We start from the raw sequence: 25,697 nt of genomic DNA on the forward strand, positions 1-25,697 counted from the left end.
CGTGCCCATACCATTGCCGTAATAAGTGTGGTACTGCGCCGGCAATCCTGAAAGCCCGGAAAACCTATATGTCCGCTCCCCGCGTGAGTTTTGTCAGTCTTGGATGCCCGAAGGCGCTGGTGGATTCGGAGCGTATCATCACGCGCTTGCGCGCCGAAGGCTACGAGATCGCACGCAAGCATGACGGTGCCGACCTTGTCGTCGTCAACACTTGCGGGTTTCTCGATTCCGCCCGCGACGAGTCGCTCAATGCCATCGGCTCAGCGCTTTCGGAAAACGGCAGGGTCATCGTCACCGGCTGCCTCGGTGCCGAGCCCGACGTCATTCGCGAGAAGCACCCCAATGTGCTGGCGATAACCGGACCGCAGGCCTATGAGAGCGTCATGGCCGCCGTGCATGAGGCCTCGCCGCCTTCGCACGACCCCTACATCGATCTCTTGCCGCCGCAAGGCGTCAAGCTGACGCCGCGCCACTACGCCTATCTCAAGATTTCCGAAGGCTGCAACAACCGCTGCACCTTCTGCATCATTCCCGCGTTGCGTGGCGACCTCGTCTCGCGGCCGGCGGCCGATGTGCTGCGCGAAGCCGAGAAACTGGCCAAGGCCGGCGTCAAGGAACTCCTGGTCATCTCGCAGGACACCAGCGCCTACGGCATCGACATCAAGTACCAGGCCAGCATGTTCGGCGACCGCGAAGTGCGCGCTAAGTTCCTCGACCTTTCCGAGGAACTGGGCAAGCTCGGCATCTGGGTGCGCATGCACTATGTCTACCCCTACCCGCATGTCGCCGACGTCATCCCGCTGATGGCCGATGGCAAGATCCTCCCCTATCTCGATATTCCGTTCCAGCACGCTTCGCCGCAGGTGCTGAAGAACATGCGCCGGCCGGCACATGGCGAAAAGACGCTGGAGCGCATCCGCGGCTGGCGCGAGATCTGCCCGGATCTCGCCATCCGCTCGACCTTCATCGTCGGCTTTCCCGGCGAGACCGACGACGATTTCCAGATGCTGCTTGACTGGCTCGACGAGGCCAAGATCGATCGCGCCGGCTGCTTCAAATACGAGCCGGTCCGGGGCGCCCGCTCCAACGAGCTCGGCCTCGAACAGGTCCCGCAGGAAATCAAGGAGGCGCGCTGGCACCGCTTCATGCAGCGCCAGCAGAAGATTTCAGCGGCGCAGCTAGCCAAAAAGGTCGGCAAGCGCTTGCCGGTGCTGATCGACGAGGCGCACGGCACATCGGCAAAGGGCCGCACCAAATACGACGCGCCCGAGATCGACGGCTCCGTGCACATCCAGTCGCGCCGTCCGCTGCGTCAAGGTGACATCGTCACCGTCAAGATCGACCGCGCCGATGCTTATGACCTCTATGGTTCGGCGGTTTGACGGGCGCTATTTACTACATCCGGCGATAGTTGGGGCCCTTAACCCGTCCAACCGCGATCCGCAGTAGAGTTTCCGTACTATAAATACGGAACGCGGATGGACGCCAAACCTTCGGGGCAGGATTATATCGCGACGCTGGACCTGCTCAGGCTGGCGGCAGCACTTGCTGTCGTGCTCTTTCACTATTTCTTTCGCGGCGCGGCCGCCGAAGGCTTTCTTGCCGAGGGTTATCCGCTTGCAGCGCCGTTCGCCCTCTACGGCTATCTCGGCGTCAATCTGTTCTTTCTGATCAGCGGTTTCGTCATTGCCTGGTCGGCGGAAAACCGCAGATGGGGCGAGTTTGCGGTCGCACGTTTCGTTCGCCTTTATCCTGGCTTCCTGCTCTGCATGACGCTCACCTTCACGATGGTCATCCTTGCCGGCACACCACTGATTCCAGCCTCTTTCAGTCAGTATGCCGCCAATCTGTCGATGTTCGCACCGGCCCTCGGCCAACCCTTCATGGACGGCGTGTATTGGTCGATTGTGCTTGAGCTGGTTTTCTACGGTTGGGTGACGCTGGCGCTTTTCACCGGGCTCTTCCAGAAACGCAAGCTAGAGCTGATTTTCGTCTGGCTGGCGGTGTCGGCGTTGAACGAGTTTTTCGTAGGCAGCGGCGCGGCAAGGCTGCTGTTCATCACCGAGTTCGGACCGTTCTTCGCCGCTGGCGTGGTGTTTCATCACATCCACGCACACGGCCGTTCACTACCGGCTTTGCTGCTGCTTGTCGCATCATTCCTGATGTCCTGCGGCACACTGTCGGTGACGCAGCGCTGGATGCAGGGCCACTACGGCATCGCAGTTACATCGGCCAATCTCGTCCTCGCCAATGTCGTCATGCACGCGGCCTTGATCGGCGCGGTGCTGTTGCGCAACCGTGTCAGGCCGTCGGCGCTCACCCTGGCGCTGGGCGGCCTGACCTACCCACTCTATCTGCTGCATCAGAAGATCGGTTATCTCGCGATCAATGCCGCTGCACCCCTGATCGGCAAATGGTTTGCCGCCCTCGGCTGCATCGCGCTCATGCTGGTTGTTTCATGGCTGATCTGGCGAACGTGCGAACGACCGGCTCAGCGGCTGCTCAGGATCTGGCTCGGCCTCGCGGTCGATCGGTTACGACGTGGCCGCGATATTCAAAGAGACGGGCTCCGGGACGAAGCTAGATCGTGTTGAGCGCAAAAAACTTCATGGCTCTTGCACAAGCCAGACAGTCGGCAAATTCGATAAAGGAGTTACTCAATGATTTCGTTAAGGCCAATGCTAGACAGCGAGTTTTTAGCTTATCTCGACTATTTTATTCCTGACTACGCATCCGAGATCGCCTCGAACTACCGGCTTTCCGATAATGAGTCTCTTGCACAAGCGAAACAGGAAATCGCATCTGACTTACCTGACGGCGTCGATACGACCGGGCACGTCTTGCTGTGCCTGGTCGATCCGACCGGAACCCCTGAAAGGCTTATTGGGTACCTATGGTACAAACAGGATCCGACGATGCGCGCGGCATTCATCAGTGATTTTCACATCTTTCCTGCCTATCAGGGTCAAGGCCTCGGTAAGCGGGCCTTAGAAGTTCTTGAAAACGACCTGAAACGCAAAGGTTTTCAACAAATAAAGCTCCGAGTGGCTGATGATAACAAACGCGCCAGGCATGTTTATGAAGCCACGGGCTTTCGGGTAACCGGAATCAACATGAGCAAACCGCTCGTGTCGAAGTGAACCCCATTTCGCCCCCTACCGGAACCGACCCCTTCTATGTCGGGCTCGCGAGATTTCGTCACACATAAGCCGGGGCACAACCTGCCGAATGAAAAAGGGCGCCTCGCGGCGCCCTCCTCATTTGTATCGCTCGCTGCTCACTGCGGCAGCTTGTCGTCGACACCCTTCACATAGAAGTTCATGCCGAGCAGCGTGCCGTCATCGGCGACTTCGCCATCCTTCAGCCACGGCGTGCCGTCCTGCTTGGCGATCGGTCCGGTGAAGGGATTCCAGCCGCCGGCGATCTTCTTTTCGGTGGCTTCCGCCATCGCCTTCACGTCGTCGGGCATGTTGGTGAAAGGCGCGAGCTTGACCGCGCCATCCTTGATGCCGAGCCAGACATTGTCGGGCTTCCAGGTGCCGTCGAGGGCTGCCTGGACCCGGCTGATATAGTACGGACCCCATTCGTCGGTCAGCGCGGTCAGCTGCGCGTTCGGCGCGAACTTGATCATGTCGGAGGATTGGCCGAACCCGTGCAGCTTGCGCTCCTCGGCCACCTGCAGGGCAGCGGTCGAATCGGTGTGTTGGACGATGATGTCGGCGCCTTGGTCGAACAGCGCCTTGGCGGCATCGGCTTCCTTGCCCGGATCGAACCACGAGTTCACCCAGACGATCTTGGCCTTGAAGTTCGGGTTGATCGACTGTGCGCCGAGCATGAAGGAGTTGATGCCCATCACCACTTCGGGGATCGGGAACGAAACGATGTAACCGGCGACGCCGGACTTGGATTCCTTGGCGGCAATCTGGCCAAGCACATAGCGGCCTTCGTAGAACCGCGCATTGTAAATGCCGAGATTGTCGCCGGTCTTGTAGCCGGTCGCGTGCTCGAACATCACCTTGGGGAATTTCTTGGCAACCTTCACTTCGGCGTCCATGAAGCCGAACGATGTGCCGAAGATCAGCTTGCAGCCTTCGCGCGCCAGACGCTCGAAAGCACGGTCGGCATCGGGGCCTTCGGAGACGTTTTCAAGATAAGCGGTCTCGACCTTGTCGCCCAGCGCCTTCTCCACCTCGAGACGGCCCTGATCATGCTGGTAGGAATAGCCGAAGTCGCCGATAGGACCGGTATAGACCCAGCACGCCTTCAGCTTGTCCGCAGCCTCGGCGGTTGCCGCCAGCGATAGGGCGGCGGTTGTTGTCATCAGGGCAATAAGCAGTTTTTTCATTGTGTTACCTCTCTGAGTTAAGCCTTGGAGCTTCCCGTTTGTTTTTGTTGTCAACGATCCGGAACGAATGGCTGCCCCAAGGAAGCCGGCGTGTTCATCATCGTCAGACGCTTGTTGCGCGAGATTAGAACGAGAACCACGACGGTTGCCAGATAGGGCAGAGAAGAAAGCAGTTGAGACGGAAATGATTTTAGGAAAGCGATGACCTTGTAGATCACCCAGGGAGCATCGACGAAGTCTTGGAGGTTGATTGCCTGCACGTGAAGCTGGCCAACCCAAATGGCGCCGAAGATATAGGCGCCGGCCAGCACCCGCCATGGCCGCCACGAGGCAAACACGACCAGTGCCAGCGCGATCCAGCCGCGGCCGGCAGTCATATTCTCAACCCATTGCGGCGTGTAGACCAACGACAGATGGCCGCCGGCAAGACCGGCGCAGGCGCCACCGAAGATGACGGAGAGATAGCGGTAGCGAATGACCTTGATGCCAAGCGCATGCGCCGACGTATGGCTGTCGCCGATGGAGCGCAGTGTCAGCCCGGTCCGGGTCTTGAACAAGAACCACGTGACGGCAGCTGTGAGCGCAATCGAAATGTAAAAGATCGGGTCCTGGCCGAACAGCAATCGGCCGATCACCGGGATCGAGGTCAGGCCGGGAATGTCGAGGTTGGGCAGCCGTTCGCCGGGCTGACCGACGAAGCTCGTCCCCATCATGCCGGAGAGGCCGAGCCCGAGCAGCGTCAGCGACAGGCCGGTCGCCACCTGGTTGGTGGCCAGGGACAGCGTCATGACGGCAAACAGCAGCGAGAACACGGCGCCCATGGCAATTGCCGCCAGCAGCCCGATCCAGGGTGATCCCGTGAGATAACTGACGCCAAACCCGCCAACGGCGCCCATGATCATCATGCCTTCGACGCCCAGGTTGAGCACGCCGGAGCGCTCGACCACCAGTTCACCGATCGCTGCGATCAGCAGCGGCGTTGCTGCCGTGGCGATGGTCAGAAGGATGTTTACGGTGATGTCCATCAACGGGCTTCCTTCAGCTTGGGCTCCGGATCGAGTTTCGCGGCACCCTCCGGTTTTGTCAGCGCCAGGCCGACCAGCCGGATGCGGTAGTGGATGAGCGTGTCGCAGCCGAGCACGAAGAACAAAAGCATGCCCTGGAAGACCCGCGCCACCTTGTCTGAGATGCCGAGTGCGCTCTGCACCGCTTCACCGCCGAGATAGGTCAGCGCCAGCACCAGGCCGGCGGCGACGATGCCGAGCGGGTTGAGGCGGCCGAGGAACGCCACGATGATGGCGGTGAAGCCGTAGCCGGGCGAAATGACAGGCTGCAGCTGGCCGATAGCGCCCGAGACTTCCGAGATGCCGGCAAGCCCTGCCAACGCGCCCGACAGCAGGAAGGCGAAGAACACCATGCGTTTGAGGCCGAAGCCGGCGAAACGCCCTGCCCGCGGGCTTGAGCCCAGCACGCGCACCTCGAAGCCCTTCAGCATGCGGCTCATCAGGATCCAGATCAGCACCGCAGCGACCAACGCGAAGACAAATCCCCAATTCGCCCGACCGGCGTCCGGCAGCAGTTCCGGCAATACGGCCGAGTCGCCGAACTGGATCGTCTGCGGGAAACCATGGCCTTGCGGATCGCGCCAAGGACCGCGCACCAGCCAGTCGAGGAAAAGCTGGGCGACATAGACCAGCATCAGGCTGGTCAGGATCTCGTTGGTATTGAACCGGGTCTTCAGGAAGGCGGGGATCGCCGCATAGACCGCACCGCCGACCATGCCGAGCAAAAGCATCAACGGCAGCACCAGCGGCCCTTCGAATTGCGGAAACAGCACCGGAATGATTGAGCCGAAGATGGCGCCGAAGATGAACTGTCCTTCGGCACCAATGTTCCAGACATTGGCCTTGTAGCAGACCGACAGGCCGACAGCGATCAGGATGAGCGGAGCTGCCTTGATCGCCAGCTCGTGCAATTGCCAGACCTGGCTGATCGGCTCGATGAAATAGATATTGAACGCGGTCAGCGGGTTGACGCCGAGCAGTGCGAACATGATGGCGCCGGCGATGATCGTCAGCGCGAAGGCGATGAACGGCGACAGGGCTGAAAACAGCGCCGAGCGTTGCGGGCGTTTGACGAGTTCGAGGCGCATCATGCCGTCTCCATCGTGTGTTCGGCGTGACCGGGTTCGGCGCCGCCCATCAGCAAGCCGACTTTCTCGAAGGTCGCTTCGGCGATCGGCATCGGCTCGGACAGCGCGCCATTGTGCATGACCGCGATCGCATCCGATATCTCGAACAGCTCGTCGAGATCCTGGCTGATCACCAGCACCGCCGATCCGCTGCGCGACAACTCGATCAAGGCTTGGCGGATGTGGGCGGCGGCACCTGCGTCGACGCCCCAGGTCGGCTGGTTCACGACCATGACGCTTGGCCGGCGGTCGAGTTCGCGGCCGACGATGAACTTCTGCAGATTGCCGCCCGAAAGTGCCGCCGCCTCCGGATCCGGCGCGCTCTTGCGCACGTCCATCGCCTCGATGATGCGTTGAGCGGCGGCGTAGATGGCCGCGCTGTCGACCATTCCGCCGCCGCCGACGAAGGCCTTGCCGTCGGTGGCATGGCGCGACAGCAGCAGGTTTTCCGAAAGCTTCATGCGCGGCGCGGCGCCATGGCCGAGGCGTTCTTCCGGGACGAAAGCGGCGCCCAGCAGGCGCCGTCCGGTGATGGAGAGATTGCCTGCATTCTTGCCGCGGATCCGCACCGAGCCGGCATCCTGCTGCAACACCTCGCCGGAGACGGATTCAAAGAACTCGCCCTGGCCGTTGCCGGCGACACCCGCGATGCCGATCACCTCGCCGGCCCGAACATTCAGGTCGATGCTCTTGAGCGGGATCGAGAACGGCGTCGCCGGCTTGCGGCTGAGGTTGCGGATTTCGAGAAGTGGCTGTGCCGTGGCGATGCCCTCGACGGGTGCGCGCACCACCGCCTGCACTTCGTTGCCGACCATCATGCGCGCCAGGGATGAGGCGGTTTCCGCACGTGGGTTGCAGTGGCCGACGACCTTGCCATGCCGCAGCACGGTGGCCCGGTCGCAGATGCGTTTGACCTCTTCGAGCCGGTGCGAAATGTAGAGGATGGATTTGCCTTCCGAACGCAGACGATCCAGCGTCTCGAACAGTTTGTCGGCTTCCTGCGGCGTCAGCACCGAAGTCGGCTCGTCAAGGATGATGAGCTGCGGCGTTTGCAGCAGGCAGCGGATGATCTCGATACGCTGGCGCTCGCCCACCGACAGGTCGCCGACCAGCGATTCAGGATCGAGCGGCAGGCCATAGCTGAAGGAAAGCGCCCTCGCCTTCGCCGCAATGCTGCTGATCGGCGAACCGTCGTCCAGCGATAGCGCAATGTTCTCGGCCGCAGTCAGCGCCTCGAACAGCGAAAAATGCTGGAACACCATGCCGATGCCGAGTTTTTTGGCCACGCCGGGGCTGGAAATCCTGACCGCCTGGCCGTTCCAGAAGATCTCGCCGGAATTGGGCTCCAGCGAACCGAACAGCATCTTGACCAGCGTCGATTTGCCGGCGCCGTTTTCGCCGAGCAAAGCGTGGATTTCACCCCTGGCGATGTCGAGATCGATATGATCGCACGCCGTCAGCGTGCCGAATATCTTGGTGAGGCCACGGACCTCGAGCAGGTTTGTGCCGTCCTGATTTGCACTCACAGTGCCTCCCATCTGGTTAGCCAGACATGTTCTGTGTTCCCGAAAGCATGGTAGGCGCGGCCGGCTCCCATCGGAAAGCGGCACGCGTCTTGAAAGAGCTTCAAGAATTTCAGCGGAAATTCAAGCAATAGCAAGGAAGAACGGACTAAGGGACTGTTTTGGCCGACAGAGTAGAGTTTGTAATCGGTCTCTAGGGAATGAGAATGGTCGTTCCCGTTGTCCTGCGGCCCTCGAGGTCGGAATGCGCCCTGCCCACGTCCTTGAGCGCGTAGCGCTGATTGATCTTGATCTTGACGGCGCCACTGAGCACGACCTCGAACAAGGCTGCGGCGGAGGCTTCGAGGTCCTCGCGCTTTGCATTGTAGACGAACAGCGTCGGCCGGGTTGCGAACAACGAGCCCTTCTGCGCCAGCAACGACATGCTGAATGGCGGGATCGGCCCCGAGGACTGGCCGAAGCTGACGAACATGCCAAGTGGCCTCAAACAGTCGAGCGAAGCCGGAAACGTGTCGTTGCCGACCGAATCGTAGACGACGTCGCACTTCCTGCCGTCGGTGATGGCGGCGACCCCGGCGACGAAATCCTGCTCCTTGTAGTTGATGACATGGTCGAAGCCGTGTTCCTTGGCGAGCTCGATCTTATCGGACGAACTGGCGGTGCCGATGACCGTCGCGCCGAGATATCTTGCCCATTGGCCGAGGATCAGCCCGACGCCGCCTGCAGCGGCATGGAATAGGATCGTGTCGCCCGCCTTCACCTTGAACGTCCGGCGCAGCAGATACTCAGCGGTCATGCCTTTCAGCATCATCGCGGCGGCCTGTTCGTCGCTGATGCCATCCGGCACCTTGACGACGCGGCTGGCGTCGATGACGCGCTCTTGCGCGTAGGCTCCAGTCGTCACGGCGTAGGCGATCCGGTCGCCGGGCTTCAGCCACTCGACGCCTTTGCCGACCCCCAGCACGACGCCGGCGGCTTCGCCGCCAGGAACAAGCGGGAACCCGCCGGGCGGCGGGTAAAGGCCCGAGCGATGATAGACATCGATGAAATTGAGGCCGATCGCCGTGTGCCGGATCAGGATCTGCCCTGCTCCGGGCTGGCCTGGATCGGCGTCCTCATAGGTCAGGACTTCCGGGCCACCATGGGCGTGAATGCGGATCGCTTTGGACATAGGCTGGGCTTCCTCTGGCTGATCAGGCCTTCTTGGCACCGAGATTGGGAAAGAACTGCATGATGCCACCAATGCTGGCGAGGTAAAGCCCCGTGATGGTGATGCCGATCTTGGTGAAGGTGCCGACTTGTTCTCCCAGCACGCCGATCTGATCGTAGAAGGCGGCGAGTGCCGCCTGTGCAAGGGCAAGCGCGCCGAAAGCACACCATAAGAGGGTCATCGCAAGGTTGATACGGCGCAGCCGCACCACCCGCACCGGATGGATGAAGTTGATCGGGACGAAAGTCAGAATGCCGGCCACCACCACCACCGCGAACGAAACCCATTGTCCGGGCTCGATGACGAACAGCGTGAACACCACCATGTTCCAGACCACGGGGAATCCCTTGAAGAAATTCTCCTTCGTCTTCATGCCGGTGTCGGCATAATAGATGGCGCTGGAGACGACGATGATCGCCGCCGACAGGAACGACAGGCCCTCGCCCATGAAGCCTCGCTGATACAGCGCGAAGGCCGGGATCAGGACATAGGTCACGTAGTCGATGATGTTGTCGAGCAGTTCGCCCGACCATGTAGGCAGGATTTCCTTGACCTCGAGCTTGCGCGCGATCGGCCCATCGATGCCGTCGACGAACAGCGCCAGCCCGAGCCACCAGAACATCGCGGTCCAGCGCTCTTCGCTTGCCGCCACCAGCGACAGGAAAGCCAGGAACGAGCCCGACGCGGTCAAGAGATGGACGGAGAACGCCCTCGCCTGCGGCCAGGTGACTTTCTTCTTCGGCCGCGGAATCCGGTCGGTGATCTTTTTGGCGGCTTTCCGGGCCGTTGTGTTCTTGCTCACGGGCCCCGCCAATCCAGCTTGCAGATTTCGGCCGAACGGCCGGCAAAATTCCAGTTGCGGCCGAAGGCCCGCATCTTGCTCTTGTCTGACCTGGCGACGATGATCTCGGGCGCGATCCAGTATTCCGAGTTGCTGATCACCGTATCCTTGTCACGATCCTTGCCGGGGACCGGTGTCACCGCACCGTCGATGATCTTCGGTATCTGGAAGATACGCGTCTTGTCACGCGTCTCATAGGTGATAGGCACTTGCTCGACGCCGAGGAATTTGCCGACGAGGATGGAGAGCAGCGATGTGGTTCCGCCTGCCTTGCCGGTGAAGATCTTCGTCAGCGCCTTGACCGCATAGACTGAGGCACGCTTGTCGATGAACAGGCCGGCGGTCCAGTTGCCGCGGCTCATGTAACCTGGGATTTCCATGACCAGCCCAAGATTGAGGCCGGATAGGTCGACGTCCCCGAAATGGCCGGCATCGATGCGAAACCCCGCCCAGGTCTGACAATAGCCTTCGGTCGGCGGATGATTGCCGAGCGACAATACGCAAGGGCAAAAAACCGTGCAATTACAGGAGAGTACTAGCTCTCCTTTCATCGCCCAGTCCTGATCTGCCATTGATTTTCCCCCACTCAGAGTGAGACTACTAGCAGCGCGGCTGCCCAGACAAGCAGTATCGCACCGGCCAGCCGGGTTGGAACCCTGCTCGCTGTTTGTTTTTCGATCAGGGTGAACAGCCCGATCAACGCCATCCAGAAGACGTTCATGACGCCGACAGCGAACATCACCATCATCAGCGCCCAGCAGCAGCCGAGGCACCAGAGGCCTTGCTTGACCCCAAGCCGGAAGATGCCGACCGGCCTTGCGCTCCAGTTCGCGAAAAGGATCGAGAACGGGTTCTTGCACTTTGTCAGGCAGGCTTCTTTCAAGCCGCTGAACTGGTAGAGGCCGGCAGTCAGAAGCGCCAGCGCACCGGCAATGCCGACGACCGGGTCCAGCATCCCGTCTGGCGAGCCGAATGCGTGGGCGGCCAAGGTCGGTGCGGCAAACGTCACAGAGGCGCCGAGCCAGACACTGAGGTAGCCGGCGACCAGCACCAGCGGATGGACGGCCGGCTCGCCCTTGATGCGTGCCGTATCGGCGATTTCGCAGTAAGTCCGGATCATCGGCGCGGCTGAAGGCAGCATCGTCGCGATCGCCATCAGGAACCACATCGAAACGAGCCCACCGGCCTGCAGGGCGAGGCTTGCATCCAGCGGCGCCGGCGACAGGCAAAGCGCAAAGAACCGTTCCAGGAAATCGGGCAGCGGCGGTTGCGGCAGCTTGCGCAGGATCGTGTCGCCGGGGGCGCTGACGCTTGCAATCCCGGCTTCGGCGCCGCGGATTGCCATCGCGGCAAGCAATAGCCAGGCGAGCAGGATACAAGCGCCGACAGCGACGTTTACCGTGACGCGAGGATTGCGCGCGATGGTGGCCGTTGCGCGGCCGGCGCGATCGAGGTGGCTGAAGTCGTCCTGCTGGCCGGTCATGTCATCCGATTGGGCCGAATCGCCGCGTTGATCAAGCGGCATGATCTGCCCTATATGCTCATCGACGGGCAGGCCGGGTGGCCGCCTCGCATTGCAAGCCGGAAGCCGATCTTGGAGCATGAGCGAACTGCGCGGATACTGGTTGCTGGCACGGGGCCGGCGGGACTGATCGCGGCGCTCGGTTTTGCCGCTGCCGGTTTCCCGGTGACGCTGGTCGGCCCCGAGGCCTCTGCCCCCGATGGTCGCACGACGGCGCTGATGAACCCTGCCGTGAAAATGCTTGAGCGGCTGGGCGTGCTCGAAGGGATCAAGTCCAAGGCGGCGCCCTTGAAGGTGATGCGCATCGTCGACGCGACCAGTCGGTTGATCCGCAGTCCGGTCGTCACCTTCCGCGCCAGCGAGATAGACGAGGACCAGTTCGGGCTAAACCTGCCCAACAGCGTCCTCAATCCGGCGCTCGCCAGTGCCGTCGCCACGGATGCCGGCATCGAATGGCACAGGGTTATGGTGGCGAACTGGCAGCTCGACGCCGCACACGCCCGTGCCGTCCTGGCCGATGGCAGCACGGTGGACGCATCGCTGGGGGTGGCAGCCGACGGCCGCTTGTCGCCGGCCCGCCAGGCTGCCGGCATCTCGACCTCGGCTCGCTCCTATCCGCAGGCAGCCCTTGTCCTCAATTTCGGTCACAGTGGCGACCATGCCTTCACATCGACGGAATTCCACACCGAGACCGGTCCGTTCACACAGGTCCCCCTGCCCGGCAATCGCTCGAGTCTGGTCTGGGTGGTGAAACCCGAGACCGCGGCCGAACTCGCGGCGTTGGACGATGCAACGCTTTCGATGCGGATCGAACAGCAGATGCAGTCGATGCTGGGTCGGGTGACGGTCGAGCCGGGCCGGCAGATCTACCCGCTTTCGGCTGTGACGCCGCTGCGTTTTGCGCGAAACCGGATGGCGTTGATCGGCGAAGCCGCCCACGTGTTTCCCCCGATCGGCGCGCAGGGCCTCAATCTCGGTATCAGGGATGTCGAAGATCTAATTGGAATCGCGTGTGAAAATCGTAGTGACCCGGGAGCTGCCAAGGCCCTGGCGGCATATGATTTCAAGCGTCGGCCCGATATTCTGGCGCGCAGCAGCGCGGTCAATCTGCTCAACATGTCGCTGCTTTCCGGCATGCTGCCGGCACAGATGGCCCGCGTTGCCGGGCTCGGCGCGCTTGGCGGCTTCGCGCCGCTCCGCGCTTTTTTCATGCGCGAGGGCCTTCGTCCCGGCAGCGGCTTCGCGGCGCTGGCCGGCGGTCGGCGAAGGCCGACACGCTGACAGCGATCTTCCCGTTTCCGACAAGCTGCGTCATCGACGATCATCGACATCGGCCGCATGCGGCAAAACCTTTGCGCCTCGTCTTGCGTAGCTTCGGAGCGCGCTGAAGCGCTTCGGGATTGAATTGAGGCCCAGTCTGCGCCAAATAAAGCCAAGGAATTCAGTGGTGAGTACGATGAAAACAGCCAAATTCGCAATCGGACAGGTGGTTCGCCACCGGCTGTTTCCATTCAGGGGCATCATTTTCGACGTCGATCCGCAATTCGCCAACACCGACGAATGGTACGAAGCCATTCCTGCCGACGTGCGGCCGCGCAAGGATCAGCCTTTCTACCATTTGCTCGCCGAGAATTCGGAGACTGAGTACGTCGCCTATGTCTCCGAACAGAATCTGCTCGAGGATCAGTCGGGGGAACCCGTCCGGCATCCACAGATCAAGGAGATGTTCGACAAGAAGCCGGATGGGGGCTACCAGCCGAAACGGCAGTCCAGGCATTAAGCGACGGTCATAAAAAAAGCGGGGCATGACCCCGCTTCTTTGTTTGGCCTGCGATATCGACCGGTCAGTTGGCGGTCTTCGCCTTGTCCTGCTCTTCCTTGAGCTTCTTGGCGAAATCCTGGTTGTTCTTGGCGACAAAATCCTGGAGCTTCTTCTGCCGGTCCTCGATATCCGACTGCTGCAGCGCCGGGCCGTCATAGGCGCCACTGAAGCCCTGCAGGGCGACCTTGATCGGGTTGGGCTGGTTCTGGAAATTGACGGAGGTCAGCGTAATCGCCTGGCCTTTCTTGAACGCGGCGACGAGCTGATCGGTCAGCGGCACTTCCGCCACGCAACGATCAGGAAAGCAGATTACATAGTCGAGCTTCTGCGCCTTGCCGGTATCGATCTGCAGGCCGATGCCGGGAGGCACCAGACGACCGGTCGGGACCGTGACCTGGAACACCTTGCGGTTCACCTTGCCCTTCAGTTCGATCAGGCTGACGCCGGTGACCAACTGGCCGTTGCCGGCGGTGGTGATGTTCTGGACATTGCAGATGTCGACGTCTTCCTGCTTGGTGCAGGCCTTGAACCAGCCTTGCGGAATCTGCTGTTGCTGCTGTGCGGAAGCAGCGGAAAGTCCTGCGCAGAGAAAGCCGACCACGCCAGCGGCCATGACCGACAGGCGGTACGCGTTGCTGTTCAGGCTCGTCATGTCGTGCACTTCCTCTCAAATGATCCCGGAACCGGCTTCTTCGTGCCGTGTGGTCCAGCTACCTGTTGCCGAAATGAGGCAACAGAATGACTTCGGAGGGCGTGTTACACTGCAAGCGGTGTCGAATCCAGCCCGATGTCAGCAATTGTTGAAAGCACGATTGGCCGGCGCGCAGCTGCGTCATGCTAGGGTACGCACCGAATCATCAAGCCGACCCATTAAGGAGACGGTCATGGGCCGCGTTCTTGTTTGGCTGATCACCGCGATATCGTTTCTCGCACTTTCGCACCAGCCGGCCGCATCCGAGCCGAAGCACGCCATCGCCATGCAGGGCGAGCCGGCGCTGCCGCCCGACTACACGCATTTCAACTATGTCAATCCCGATGCGCCCAAAGGTGGCAACATCACCTATTGCGTCGTCGGCAGCTTCGACAATCTCAATCCTTTCATCCTCAAGAGCCTGCGCACGACGGCGCGCGGCATGATGGATACGATCTATGGCAATCTGGTCTTCGAGCCGCTGATGCAGCGCAACTACGACGAGCCGTTTAGCCTTTACGGCCTGCTGGCCGAGACCGCCGACATGGATCCCGAGCGCAAGAGCATCGAGTTCCACCTCAACCCGAAGGCCAAATGGTCCGATGGTGAGCCAGTGACGCCGGAAGATGTGCTGTTCAGCTATGACGTCTTTACGGAGAAAGGCCGCCCGCCTTACAGCGACCGCATGGCCAGGGTCGCCAAGCTCGAAAAGACCGGCGACCACAGCGTACGTTTCACCTTCAATGACAAGGCCGATCGCGAATTCCCGCTGATCATCGCGCTGACGCCGATTGTCCCGAAGCACGCATTCGACAAGGAAACCTTCGACAAGACGACGCTGAAGCCGGTGATCGGCAGTGGTCCCTATACGATCGCGCAGGTGCAGCCCGGCCAGCGCATCGTCTTCAAGCGCAACCCGGATTACTGGGCCAAGGATGTCCCTGCCAAGCGCGGTTTCGACAATTACGACCAGATCACCATAGAGTATTTCCTCAACGCCAACGCCAAGCTCGAAGCGTTCAAGAAAGGGCTTTGCGCCATCGACGACGACGGCGATCCGGTAAAGCGCGAGCGCGATCTCGATTTTCCCGCGTTCCACAAAGGCGACGTGGTTGCCGAAACCTTCGACACCGGCATTCCGCCCGTGGTGACCGGTTTCCTGTTCAACACGAGGCTGCAGAAATTCGCCAACCCGGTCGTGCGGCGCGCGCTCGGCATGCTCTACGACTTCGAATGGGCCAACAAGAACCTGTTCGGCGGCAAATACACGCGCACGATGAGTTACTGGCAGAATTCCGAGCTCTCCGCGCTCGGCCATCCGGCCGACGACAGGGAGAAGTCGCTTCTGGCGCCCTATCCCGGCCGCGTGCCGGCCGATGTGATGGACGGCTCTTACCGGCCGCCGGTGACTGACGGATCCGGCCAGGATCGCCGCGTGTTGAAGGCAGCTTTCGACCTGCTGAAAGGCGCCGGCTACCACGTGCAGAATGGAACGATGCTCGATCCTGACGACAAACCTTTCGGCTTCGAGATCCTGACCGCCTCGCAGGATGAGGAGCGCCTCGCCGGCATCTACCAACGCACGCTGGAGAAGATCGGCGTCAATGTCACCATTCGCGGCCTCGACGGCGATCAGATCCAGTCGCGCAAGCAGCGCTTCGATTTCGAGGTTCTGGTCGGTTCGAGCGGCTTCAACAATTCGCTGTCGCCCGGCATCGAACAGACCGGGCGTTGGAGTTCGGCCGCGGCCAGGACGGAAGGCTCGTTCAATCTTGCCGGCGTCGCCGATCCGGCGGTGGACGCGACAATCGAAGCGATGCTGCGCGCGCGCACGAAGGAGGATTATGTTGCCGCGGTTCGTGTTCTCGACCGGCTGCTGATATCCGGCAACTACATGGTACCGATGCAGCACAACACGCAGCAATGGATTGCCTACTGGAACTATCTGGAACATCCGCGAAAGACGCCCATATTTGGGTATCAACTGCCGACCTGGTGGCGCAAACCGAAGTGAAATTCAGGAGATCGAGATGAGCGAACCGAACGCCGTCACCGTCGATGTGGTGTCCGACGTCGTCTGCCCATGGTGCTTTATCGGTCAGAAGCGGCTGGACAAGGCAATTGCCGCTGTCGGCGATATCGACGTGCATATCCGGTGGCGCCCCTTCCAACTCGATCCGTCCATTCCGCCGCAGGGCAAGAATCGCCACGAATACATGCTGGCCAAGTTCGGCAGCGACACGCGTATCCGCGAGATTCATGACCGCATCGAGCCGCTGGGCGAGGCTGAGGGCATTTCCTTTGCCTTCGACGCCATCAAGGTGGCGGCCAACACGCTCGATGCGCACCGCCTGATCCGCTGGGCCGGTGCTGCCGGCGAAGCCGTGCAGAACAGGCTTGTGCGCCGGCTGTTCCAACTGAATTTCGAGGAAGGCGCCAACATCGGCGACCATGGCGTGTTGACCGAAGCCGCGCGCGAAGCCGGCATGGATGCGTCCGTGGTCGCCACGCTTTTGCCGACGGACGCCGATGTCGAGGCGGTTCGCACCGAGATCGCCACCGCGTCGCGCATGGGCATAACAGGCGTGCCGTGTTTTCTGCTCGAAGACAGGTACGCGGTCATGGGCGCGCAGGATGCCGATACCCTGGCTGATGCCATTCGTCAGGTGGCGGCTGCCAAGGCGCGTGGCGAATTGGAGAAGGTCGGCTGAGGCCGGCCATCCCTCGCCTTCCCGACAAGGCAAGCGTTACTTCACCGTCGCCTTGGCCTTGCTTATAAAAAATCCATGTCCGTTCGTGGCCGTGCAGGTCAGTCCCTTGGTTGACGACTGGCACGAGAACGGCCCCGCACTCCAGCTGTGGCCGTAGCCAAGCTTGTCGACGTCGCTGCAGCAACCCTGCTCGCCCGGGTTCTTGATCAGCGTGGCCGGCCCCTTGGGTCCGAGGATGATGGTGATATAGCTCGGTTCGATGCGCGAGCAGCTCAGCTCCGGGCCGCCGTCCCGCGGCTCATAGGTGCCGGTGCCGCCCTTCGGTGTGTAGATGCAGCCGATGTTGGCGGACGGCGTGTTGAACTCGATCTGGCCTTCGGCGCTTGACGGGATGCCCTGCGAGGCGGCATGCGCCGGAGGTACCCAGGCAAAGAGAGGCAGCCCGGCGAAGAGGGACAGGATTGCGGCCGCGCGTGCAAGCATTGGAAACTTCCTTGTTGGAGAACCGGACATGCATGGGTGTCGACAACGCCAGGCAAGGTTCAATTCCGAACGATGAATTGTCAAACGCAGTTCCCCCTCCTCCTCGACAGGAGGGGACGCACCGCTCAGATGATTCCGGTCACTTCCTCCTCAGGAAAGGATCGTGACGGCGTCCCCCGGCGAGATCACGAACGGAAAATTTTCGGGTGCTCAGGTCAACCCGCAGTGAGAAAATCGGTCGGTTCGTGTGATTTCGAGTTCACAAAACCGTGTGAGGACCTTCCCTTGGGGAAGCTGCCGTGACAGCTGGTCGCTGCAGGTCAATTCCTTGAAATCAATCACTATATCCTGATTTCTGCCGACCGTTGCCGTCGTATTTCAGCGTGCACTCTGTTGCCTCACGGCAACGGCTGCCGGGGTAATCCAGTCGGCCGGGTTTTAAATTAATGGAAAATGATCAATTGGTGTTACCATCCGTAACAAAAGAAAAAAGGTTTGGGCGGGATCGTGATTCGGGTCGGTAGACCATCGCAAGAGTCAGTACCGGAAAAAACACCTCGCGATGCCTCAGGGCGATCGCTTCTGACGCCGGTATCGTCGATGCGCAGCTTCTGGGGCCTGATGCGGGCCTACTGGGTCTCCGACCGCTGGAAGGAAGCCTGGACACTGACGCTGGTGATTGCGCTGCTCACGGCGCTGTCCAGCAAGGCCGGTGTCTGGTTCGCCGAGGCCTCCGGCGAACTGGTCAACTCGATCGCCTTCTTCCATGACGCCGCCAACACCACGCCGCTTCGCTCGCTGCTGGTCAATGCCGGCATCCTCGTGCTGCTGGTCTTGCTCAAGGACGCCGGCTTTACCGGCATCCGCAATCTTGTCTCGGCGACATTGCACCGCAAATGGCGCGGCTGGCTCGACAGTCGCTTCAATGAAGCGTTGCTGGATGGCAATCATACCCATTTCCATGCTCAGCATGCGGCGACCGGCAGCGGCGCACCGGCCCCCGACAACATCGACCAACGCGTCCAGGAATCCATCAAGGACATGACCGGCGGCGCCATCGGCCTCGCCATGGGCGTGCTTGGCGTCGCCACTTCGCTCTATTTCGTCGGCCAGAAGCTGCTCGAAAACTCCGTCGAGGTGAAAGGCCTGGAGTTCCTCGGCAACTATGGCAGCGCCATCCTCGCCTTCCTGGGCGTCGCCACCTACGTGCCGCTGAACACATGGATCGCGGTCAAGCTCGGCAGCCTGCTCGAGCGCCTCAACGTCAGGATGCAGCAGGCGGAAGGCAGCTATCGCGGCGAGCTGACGACGTTCCTGCGCCGCAGCTTCCATGTCGCGGCGTCTCAGGGCGAAGGCGTACAGAGGACTATGCATGGCCGGCTCTATGTCGATATCGACGGCACCTGGACGCGGCTGAACATCGTCAACACGGTCTACATGTCGTTCGAACTGATCTACAATTTCATCGGCGCCCGCATTGTCGCCTACGGACCTGGCCTGGTGCCGTTCATCCACAACGGCCTCGACCTCAAGGGCTACATAACCGGTTCCGAGCTGGTCAATTCGCTGATCGGCCAGTGTTCTTGGTTCATCCATGTCATGCCCGCCATCGCCACGCTGCGCGCCAACAGCCAGCGTGTCACCGAATTGGCCAACGCGATCGAGAATGTCCAGCATCCGCAGGAATTCTACAGCCAGACCGGCCGCTCCGACTTCCAGTATGCCAGCCAGAACGCGGTTTTCGGCCTGACCATCCAGAAATTGGAGCTGGCGCATCAGGGCGAGGATGCCACGCCGTTCCTTAGCGCCGCCAATCTGCGCTTCCGGCGCGGCGAATGGACCTTCCTGAAAGGCGAATCCGGTTGCGGCAAGACCTCGCTGATCAAGGCGATCAATGGCCTGTGGCCCTATGGCCGCGGCACCATCGTCTTCCCGGAAGGCGTCAAGAGTTTCTTTGCCGCCCAGGAGGTCAAGCTGCAGCCGGTGTCGCTGAAACAGCTGGCCTGCCTGCCCGGCTCCGACCACGACCATAGCGACGCGCAGGTCGCGTCGGCGCTGCACAAGGCCGGGCTTGGCGATTTCATCGAGCACATGGCCGACGAAAACCGCGAAGGCAAAAGCTGGGATCAGGTCCTGTCGGGCGGCCAGAAACAGAAGCTGGTGGTGGCCCGCATCGTGCTGCAGCAGCCGGGGCTGCTGTTCCTCGACGAGGCGACCGGAGCGCTCGACCCCGATGGCAAGGTTGCCTTCCACCAGGCCATCAAGGACAACTGCCCCGATGTCACGGTGATCAGCGTCATGCACGAGGCGGTGGCGCCGCGATCGATCACCGGCAGCGAATTCTATCACAGCATCGTCGCCATCGCCGACGGTGTCGCCACCAAGAAGCCGCTGGTTCCGACCTTGCCCGTCGAGCTCACAACCATTCTCGCACAGCCAAGGCCGGTCGAGGACAAGTGGCTACGCTTCTCGCGCCGGCTGAAGCAGAAATAGCGCCCCAGCGGTTTGAGTTGGCCGCAATGCGGCTGCCGACGATCACAGTCGCGCGATCTCGGCCGCTCGCCGGTATTATCCTTCCTCACCGCGATTGACACGGCAAGTTGCGCTCCTATGTTGCGCCCGCTTGCAGACAGTCAAACGCGAACCCGCAAGCAGAAAGGTCACCGCGCCATGCCTGGCGACAGTCACAGTCGAACGCAACCGCCGTCCGCCTGGACGTGACCTCCAATGGTTCATGTCCTGCCGGACGGCAAGGAGTGAGCCATGAACGAATTTACCACGGTGGCGAGCGACGAAGCCGTCGCCATCGCCCGCATCCTCGCCAATGATCACGTCGCCGACATCGTCGAGGCCCTGAACAGGGAGCCGCGGGAAACCGCGACGGAACTGCTTTGTGAAGTGACATTCGAGCGGCTTGTCGAGATCTTCGATCAGCCTGAACTCGACGGCGCGTCCGAACTCATGGAGGCGCTGCCGCGCGCCAAGGCGGGCAGACTTCTTACCGCCATGTCGGTTGACCGCGCCGCCGATATCCTGCGCGAGCTCGACGAGCCGGCCCGTTCCGAGCTGCTCGGCGGGCTTGCGCCGCCTCTGCGTGCCACGCTGCTTGCCATTCTCGGCTATCCTGAAGGCAGCGCCGCATCAATCATGACGACGGAGTTAGTCAGCGTGCCCGCGGACTGGACCGTCGGGCGCACGCTCGACTACATCCGCAAGGTCGAGCGGACGCGCGAGACCGTCTACGCGATCTATATCGTCGATCCGCAAACGCATCTCCTGGTGCGGTCGACCGGCCTGCGCCGGCTGATCACCGGACGATTCGATCATGACCGTGGCGCCGGATCGTGCGCCGGTGACGGTCACCCCGCTCACCGATCGCGAAACCCTGGCGCAGACGATCTCCAAATACGATTTGCTGGCCGTCCCGGTCGTCGACCACGGCAAAATCCTTGGCATCGTCACCATCGACGACATCATCGACACGATGATCGAGGAGACGACCGAGGACGCGCACCGCTTCGGCGGCATGGAAGCGCTCGACGAGCCGTACATGAAGATGAGCTTCCTCGCCATGATCAGGAAGCGCGGCGGCTGGCTGTGCGCGCTGTTCATCAGCGAGATGCTGACCGCCAACGCCATGCAGAGCTATGAGGGCGAGCTGGAGAAGGCGATCGTGCTGACGCTGTTCATCCCGCTGATCATGAGCTCGGGCGGCAATTCCGGCTCGCAGGCGACATCGCTCGTCATCCGGGCGCTGGCATTGCGCGAGATCGGTCTTGGCGACTGGTGGCGGGTGGCGCTGCGCGAGCTGCCCACCGGTCTCGTGCTCGGCGCCATGCTCGGCGTGGTCGGCATCTGCCGCATCGCGCTCTGGCAATATATGGGCTTCTACGATTACGGCCCGCATTGGCCGCTGATCGCGACCACAGTCGGCACGGCCCTGGTCGGCATCGTCACCTTCGGCTCGCTATCGGGATCGATGCTGCCATTCGCCTTGAAACGCATCGGCTTCGATCCGGCCAGCGCATCGGCACCGTTCGTCGCCACGCTGGTCGATGTCACCGGGCTGGTGATCTATTTCTCGCTGGCGCTAGTGATCCTGCGCGGGACATTGCTGTAGCGGCTTCCTGAACTCCGCCGTGACCGTGCCGCGGCGGAGTTCCTCAAGCCCGGGTTTTGCCCGTCAATCCACCCGCTCGCCGCCCTTCACGCGATAGGTCGGCTTGTACATGGTGACCAGTTCTTCCGCGGCTGTCGGATGCACCGCCATCGTGCGGTCGAAATCGTCCTTGGTCAGGCCGGCCTTCAGCGGAATGGCCAGAAGCTGCGCCATCTCGCCGGCGTCCGGCCCCAATATGTGGGCGCCAAGCACTTTCTTCGACGCGCCATCGACCACCAGCTTCATCAGCATCTTCTCGTCACGACCGGACAGCGTGTGCCGCATCGGCCGGAATGTCGCGCGGTAGATTTCGATCTCAGGGAACCGTTTGACCGCATCGTCCTCCGACAGGCCGACGGTGCCGATCTCGGGCTGCGAAAACACGGCCGTGGCGATCGTGTCGTGGTCGGGCGCGGTCGGATTTCCTTTGAAGGCAGTTTCGATGAAGCACATCGCCTCATGGATCGCCACCGGCGTCAGCTGCACGCGGTTGGTGACGTCGCCGATCGCCCAGATGTTGTCGAAATTGGTGCGCGAGTATTGGTCGACGGCGATCGCACCGGTCTTGGTCATCTCCAGGCCGATGCCTTCCAGCCCCATATTCTCGGTGTTGGGAATGCGGCCGATGGCCAGCATCACCTGGTCGACCGTCAGCACCTCGCCGCTGCTGAGAAGTGCGTCGAGCCGGCCGTCCGGCCGCTTGCGCACCCATTCGGACACGGAATGGCAGAGGATCCGTATTCCCTTCTTTTCCATCGTCTCGTGCAGCATGCGCCGCAGGTCCATGTCGAATCGGCTGAGGATCTCCTTGCCGCGATAGACAAGCGTGGTGTCGACGCCGAGACCGTGGAAGATGTTGGCGAACTCGACTGCGATGTAGCCGCCGCCTTCGATCATGATTGCCTTGGGCAGTTCCTTGAAGTCGAAGGCCTCGTTGGAAAAGATGCAATGTTCGTGGCCCGGCAAGGCCGGATGCGCCGCCGGGCGGCCACCAGTCGCGATCAGGATCTGATCGGCGGTGACGGTACGGTCTTCGCCGAGAAGATGCACGACATGCGGGTCGACGATCGTGGCCCGCGAATGGAAGGTCTCGCCGCCGGGGCCCTCGACATTACGCTTGTAGATCGCCTCCAGCCGGCTGATCTCGCGATCCTTGTTGGCGACCAGCGTCTGCCAGTCGAAACTGGCTTGCGGAACCGTCCAGCCATAGCCGGCGGCGTCAGCAAAATGCTCGGGAAATTGCGAGGCATAGACATAGAGTTTTTTCGGCACGCAGCCCCTGATGACACAGGTGCCGCCGAAACGGTATTCCTCGGCAATACCGACCCGCTTGCCGAGTGCCGCCGCCACGCGAGCCGCGCGCACTCCGCCGGAGCCGCCGCCGATGACGAAAAGATCGTAGTCGTAACCGGCCATGACGGCTCCTCGAGCTTCGGAAATTTGAGAGACAGGTAGGCTGCAAAACGCCAAAAGAAAAGCCCGGACAAGCCGGGCTTTGCTGATGGCCGCAAGGCCGTTTGAAATGCGGGGGGTCAGTTGTTGTCCGCGGGCGCCGCACCATCGGCGGGTGCGGCATCATCCGCAGGCGCGGCTCCGTCCGCGGGCGCGGCAGGCGCGGCAGGCGCCTTTGCCTTGGCGGCCGCGGCCAATGTTTCGCCGACCTGCTGGGCGAGGTCGCGGCCGACACCGTTCTGCCAGATGTCGGCTGCCTTAACCAGGTCGCGGGTCACCGTCGGGCCGCTATCGAGGAGCTTCTTGCCCGAATCGGAATTGTAGAAGTTGGCGATGTCGGTCAGTTCCTTTTCGGAGAACACTTTTGCGTAGGCGAGTGCTGCTTCCTTCTCGAGGTCGGCGCGGCGCGAAGCAAGCGCCAGAGCCTTCTCGCTGATCGTCTTGCCGATCAGTTCCTGCATGTCCGGGTTCTTCTGGATGAGCTGCGATTCAAGCGCGGCGGCTGCCTGCGGCAAGATGTTGTCGAACGGGTCGGTCGCGTGGATCGCGGCTACCGCGGCACGGGCGGCCTTCAGGTGCGATTCCGTCACATCCTGCGAAAACGCCGGCGACGAGAAGGCGAAAACGGCTGAGGCCGCCAGAAGGATGGAAAGGCTGCGAACCCGGTTATGCAACATCATGATCGGTAGAACTCCCTGGTTTTCGGGCGGCATGGACAGTTTCGATACCGTCGCCGCCGGCGATGATGGCCACTGACGCCAGCCCGATGAAAAGACCGTGCTCGACCACGCCCGGAATGGCGTGGAGAGCATTCGAAAGCGCTCTTGTATCCGGAATGCGGCCAAAAGATGCATCGAGGATAAAATGGCCGCCGTCTGTAACAAAAGCCTGCTCCCCCGTCATCCTCAATGTGACCGGACCGGAAAGACCGAGCTTTTCAGCCGCGGCGCCGATCGCGATTTCGGTTGCGCGAAGGCCGAACGGATTGACTTCGATCGGCAGGGGAAAACGGCCGAGTGTGGCGACCATCTTCGAGCGGTCGGCGATGACGATCATGCGCTGCGATGCCGCGGCGACGATCTTCTCGCGCAGCAGCGCGCCGCCGCCGCCCTTGATCAAGGTCAGTTCCGGGTCGACCTCGTCGGCGCCGTCGACGGTGAGATCGAGTTCGGGCGTTTCCTCCAGTGTCGACAGCGGCACGCCAAGCTCGCGGCAAAGCACGGCGGTGCGCTCCGAAGTCGGCACGCCGATGACAGTCATGCCGCCGGCGACCTTGTCGGCGAGCAGCCGCACGAACTCTTCGGCCGTGGTTCCGGTGCCGATGCCGAGCCGCATGCCGTCGCTCACATGGGCGAGTGCTGCCCGTGCGGCTTCGACCTTCAATTGCCTTGCATCCATGCCGCTTGCTGCCCCGAAACCCTGACGTTTGGGGCTCGTAGCATCTTTGCCGGTCCGGTCAAAGCCCCGGCCGCTGCGTGCCCCGGAGATGTGCAGCATCGCATCGATGTTGTGCATGCGCGGTCACCGGGCGACGCAGGGGCGACGGATATTAGGAATTATTTCCTTAAACGCGTTGACCGGTGACGGCAGCTGTGCTACATATTTGTCTATGGTGCTGATTTGCGCCAACAACCCGCCGCCATGGCGGGTTTTCCATTTCTGGCGGCTCGCCGCGAAATGCCCCGCCCGATATCTCCCTGAGCAGGCTGGCCCCGTGCGCTTGCCCAGTGAGCTTGCCTTGACGCGCCGCAGCCGCTATCGCCTGCCCATTGCATAAACTTGGCCCAGGACAGACCATGACCCGCCCGATCATCGTGTTCGACCTTGACGGTACGCTGATCGATACGGCGCCGGACCTGCTCGACAGCCTGAACCACAGCCTTGCCGCCAGCCAGATCTCGGCGGTCGACGAGGCCGGCTTCAGACGCTTTGTCGGCCACGGCGGCCGCGTGATGATCGAACGGGCGCACGCCGCCCAGCGGCGATCGCTTGATGTCGAGGAGCACGACCGGCTGCTCAAGCTTTTCCTCGATCACTACACCCTCAACATCCCCGGCAAATCACGCCCCTACCCCGGCGTCGTCGAAGCCATCGCGCGCTTCGAGGAAGCCGGCTATATCCTGGCCATCTGCACCAACAAATACGAAGCCAACTCACTTGCACTGATCGAGGCGCTCGGCATGACCAGGCATTTCGCGGCCATCGCCGGACAGGATACGTTCGCCTTCCGCAAGCCCGACCCGCGCCACCTCACCGAGACCATCAAGCTGGCCGGCGGCGATCCCCACCGCGCACTGATGGTCGGCGATTCGCAGACCGACATCGACACCGCAAAAGCGGCCGGCATTCCGGTGGTTGCGGTCGATTTCGGCTACACCGACCGCCACGTGCGCGAATTCGAACCGTCGGCTGTGATCTCGCATTTCGACGCCCTGACACTCGATCTGGCGCAAAAGCTGATCGCCGCTGCCGGTCAGTGAGGGGGAAGCCGCCAAGGCAATCGCAAAGGGGCAAAGGCGTGCGCCCTACGAATACCCCCACCCCTAACCCCTCCCCACAAGGGGGAGGGAAATTCTCGCAGGCGCGGATACCGGCAAACTACCGAAAGTCGACGCCGAGTATGATGAACAAAAGGCGCGCGGCAGCATTCCCTCCCCCTTGAGGGCAGGGCTATCGCATATGAGTAAAGAGCTGGAAGAGGAAGTCTCTGTTCCATCTGGCTCTTCGCATCTTGCTGGCGATGGGTT

At 61.7% G+C, this 25,697-nt stretch carries 22 protein-coding genes and 1 pseudogene; 10 read left to right on the forward strand and 13 right to left on the reverse strand.

The features are described 5' to 3' along the window. Window positions 1–68 precede the first annotated feature (68 nt). The 3 genes from rimO (at window position 69) to NKJ90_RS30055 (ending at window position 3,140) form a co-directional block, all read left to right on the forward strand. Entirely contained in the window at window positions 69–1,382 is a 1,314-nt protein-coding gene (gene rimO, locus NKJ90_RS30045; protein ID WP_023757813.1) for a 30S ribosomal protein S12 methylthiotransferase RimO, read from the forward strand. A 96-nt stretch (window positions 1,383–1,478) separates the two neighbouring features. Beyond that, on the forward strand, window positions 1,479–2,594 hold the full coding sequence (locus NKJ90_RS30050; RefSeq protein WP_023757812.1) for an acyltransferase family protein: 1,116 nt from the start codon (window positions 1,479–1,481) through the stop codon (window positions 2,592–2,594). 66 nt (window positions 2,595–2,660) lie between these two features. Beyond that, a complete protein-coding gene (locus NKJ90_RS30055) occupies window positions 2,661–3,140 on the forward strand; it encodes a GNAT family N-acetyltransferase (protein WP_352487498.1) in 480 nt (159 codons plus the stop codon). Between the two features lie 137 nt (window positions 3,141–3,277). Here the strand turns inward: NKJ90_RS30055 and NKJ90_RS30060 are convergent, their stop codons facing one another. From NKJ90_RS30060 to NKJ90_RS30095, 8 genes are all read right to left on the reverse strand, one after another. Next, window positions 3,278–4,345, reverse strand: coding sequence for a BMP family ABC transporter substrate-binding protein (locus NKJ90_RS30060; RefSeq protein WP_023757810.1), 1,068 nt, complete (start codon window positions 4,343–4,345; stop codon window positions 3,278–3,280). 50 nt (window positions 4,346–4,395) lie between these two features. After that, entirely contained in the window at window positions 4,396–5,370 is a 975-nt protein-coding gene (locus NKJ90_RS30065) for an ABC transporter permease (protein WP_031259678.1), read from the reverse strand. Further along, window positions 5,370–6,500 carry an ABC transporter permease gene (locus NKJ90_RS30070; protein ID WP_031259677.1) on the reverse strand — a complete coding sequence of 377 codons (1,131 nt, stop codon included), beginning with the start codon at window positions 6,498–6,500 and terminating at the stop codon, window positions 5,370–5,372. Before NKJ90_RS30070 ends, NKJ90_RS30065 begins: the two co-directional genes overlap by 1 nt. Next, window positions 6,497–8,074: an ABC transporter ATP-binding protein gene (locus tag NKJ90_RS30075; protein ID WP_023757807.1), complete on the reverse strand. Its 1,578-nt coding sequence runs from the start codon at window positions 8,072–8,074 to the stop codon at window positions 6,497–6,499. The genes NKJ90_RS30070 and NKJ90_RS30075 overlap by 4 nt, the downstream gene beginning before the upstream one ends. Before the next feature lie 178 nt (window positions 8,075–8,252). After that, complete coding sequence (locus NKJ90_RS30080; protein WP_023757806.1) at window positions 8,253–9,230, reverse strand: quinone oxidoreductase family protein; 978 nt, start codon at window positions 9,228–9,230, stop codon at window positions 8,253–8,255. Window positions 9,231–9,252: 22 nt separating this feature from the next. Then, a complete protein-coding gene (pcsA, locus tag NKJ90_RS30085) occupies window positions 9,253–10,071 on the reverse strand; it encodes a phosphatidylcholine synthase (protein ID WP_023757805.1) in 819 nt (272 codons plus the stop codon). Then, the gene (locus NKJ90_RS30090) at window positions 10,068–10,682 is read right to left on the reverse strand and encodes a DUF1326 domain-containing protein (RefSeq protein ID WP_023757804.1); all 615 of its coding nucleotides are present in this window, start codon (window positions 10,680–10,682) and stop codon (window positions 10,068–10,070) included. Before NKJ90_RS30090 ends, pcsA begins: the two co-directional genes overlap by 4 nt. A 14-nt stretch (window positions 10,683–10,696) precedes the next feature. Continuing rightward, entirely contained in the window at window positions 10,697–11,593 is an 897-nt protein-coding gene (locus NKJ90_RS30095) for a DUF2182 domain-containing protein (protein ID WP_032907045.1), read from the reverse strand. Between the two features lie 111 nt (window positions 11,594–11,704). Between NKJ90_RS30095 and NKJ90_RS30100 the strand changes: the two genes are divergently transcribed. Together NKJ90_RS30100 and hspQ are read left to right on the forward strand one after the other, a co-directional pair. After that, window positions 11,705–12,913 carry a UbiH/UbiF family hydroxylase gene (locus NKJ90_RS30100; protein WP_023757802.1) on the forward strand — a complete coding sequence of 403 codons (1,209 nt, stop codon included), beginning with the start codon at window positions 11,705–11,707 and terminating at the stop codon, window positions 12,911–12,913. Between the two features lie 175 nt (window positions 12,914–13,088). Further along, window positions 13,089–13,412 (forward strand): heat shock protein HspQ, encoded by a 324-nt coding sequence (hspQ, locus tag NKJ90_RS30105; RefSeq protein ID WP_023757801.1) that lies wholly within the window; start codon window positions 13,089–13,091, stop codon window positions 13,410–13,412. A gap of 64 nt (window positions 13,413–13,476) precedes the next feature. Here the strand turns inward: hspQ and NKJ90_RS30110 are convergent, their stop codons facing one another. Continuing rightward, window positions 13,477–14,106, reverse strand: a complete 630-nt coding sequence (locus NKJ90_RS30110; RefSeq protein WP_023757800.1) for an invasion associated locus B family protein — start codon at window positions 14,104–14,106, stop codon at window positions 13,477–13,479. Between the two features lie 232 nt (window positions 14,107–14,338). On the opposite strand from NKJ90_RS30110, the gene NKJ90_RS30115 reads away from it, so the two are divergent. Both NKJ90_RS30115 and NKJ90_RS30120 read left to right on the forward strand, forming a co-directional pair. Then, entirely contained in the window at window positions 14,339–16,159 is a 1,821-nt protein-coding gene (locus tag NKJ90_RS30115; RefSeq protein WP_023757799.1) for an extracellular solute-binding protein, read from the forward strand. A 16-nt stretch (window positions 16,160–16,175) separates the two neighbouring features. Further along, entirely contained in the window at window positions 16,176–16,856 is a 681-nt protein-coding gene (locus NKJ90_RS30120; protein ID WP_023757798.1) for a DsbA family oxidoreductase, read from the forward strand. Window positions 16,857–16,892: 36 nt separating this feature from the next. On the opposite strand, the gene NKJ90_RS30125 is transcribed toward NKJ90_RS30120, so the two are convergent. Beyond that, window positions 16,893–17,339, reverse strand: a complete 447-nt coding sequence (locus NKJ90_RS30125) for a hypothetical protein (RefSeq protein ID WP_023757797.1) — start codon at window positions 17,337–17,339, stop codon at window positions 16,893–16,895. Between the two features lie 600 nt (window positions 17,340–17,939). Between NKJ90_RS30125 and NKJ90_RS30130 the strand changes: the two genes are divergently transcribed. Both NKJ90_RS30130 and mgtE read left to right on the forward strand, forming a co-directional pair. Further along, the gene (locus NKJ90_RS30130) at window positions 17,940–19,832 is read left to right on the forward strand and encodes an ABC transporter ATP-binding protein/permease (protein WP_023757796.1); all 1,893 of its coding nucleotides are present in this window, start codon (window positions 17,940–17,942) and stop codon (window positions 19,830–19,832) included. A gap of 270 nt (window positions 19,833–20,102) precedes the next feature. Next, window positions 20,103–21,459: pseudogene (mgtE, locus tag NKJ90_RS30135) on the forward strand (magnesium transporter). 63 nt (window positions 21,460–21,522) lie between these two features. Here the strand turns inward: mgtE and gor are convergent. The 3 genes from gor to rpiA form a co-directional block, all read right to left on the reverse strand. Beyond that, window positions 21,523–22,914 carry a glutathione-disulfide reductase gene (gene gor / locus NKJ90_RS30140; protein WP_023757795.1) on the reverse strand — a complete coding sequence of 464 codons (1,392 nt, stop codon included), beginning with the start codon at window positions 22,912–22,914 and terminating at the stop codon, window positions 21,523–21,525. 116 nt (window positions 22,915–23,030) lie between these two features. Continuing rightward, on the reverse strand, window positions 23,031–23,630 hold the full coding sequence (locus NKJ90_RS30145; protein WP_023757794.1) for a DUF2059 domain-containing protein: 600 nt from the start codon (window positions 23,628–23,630) through the stop codon (window positions 23,031–23,033). Continuing rightward, window positions 23,617–24,348: a ribose-5-phosphate isomerase RpiA gene (gene rpiA / locus NKJ90_RS30150; RefSeq protein ID WP_023757793.1), complete on the reverse strand. Its 732-nt coding sequence runs from the start codon at window positions 24,346–24,348 to the stop codon at window positions 23,617–23,619. The genes NKJ90_RS30145 and rpiA overlap by 14 nt, the downstream gene beginning before the upstream one ends. Before the next feature lie 398 nt (window positions 24,349–24,746). Between rpiA and NKJ90_RS30155 the strand changes: the two genes are divergently transcribed. Further along, complete coding sequence (locus NKJ90_RS30155) at window positions 24,747–25,430, forward strand: phosphoglycolate phosphatase (protein WP_352487499.1); 684 nt, start codon at window positions 24,747–24,749, stop codon at window positions 25,428–25,430. The last annotated feature ends 267 nt before the right edge of the window (window positions 25,431–25,697 follow it).

The organism is Mesorhizobium sp. M0051 (assembly GCF_040323235.1).
Lineage (GTDB): Bacteria > Pseudomonadota > Alphaproteobacteria > Rhizobiales > Rhizobiaceae > Mesorhizobium.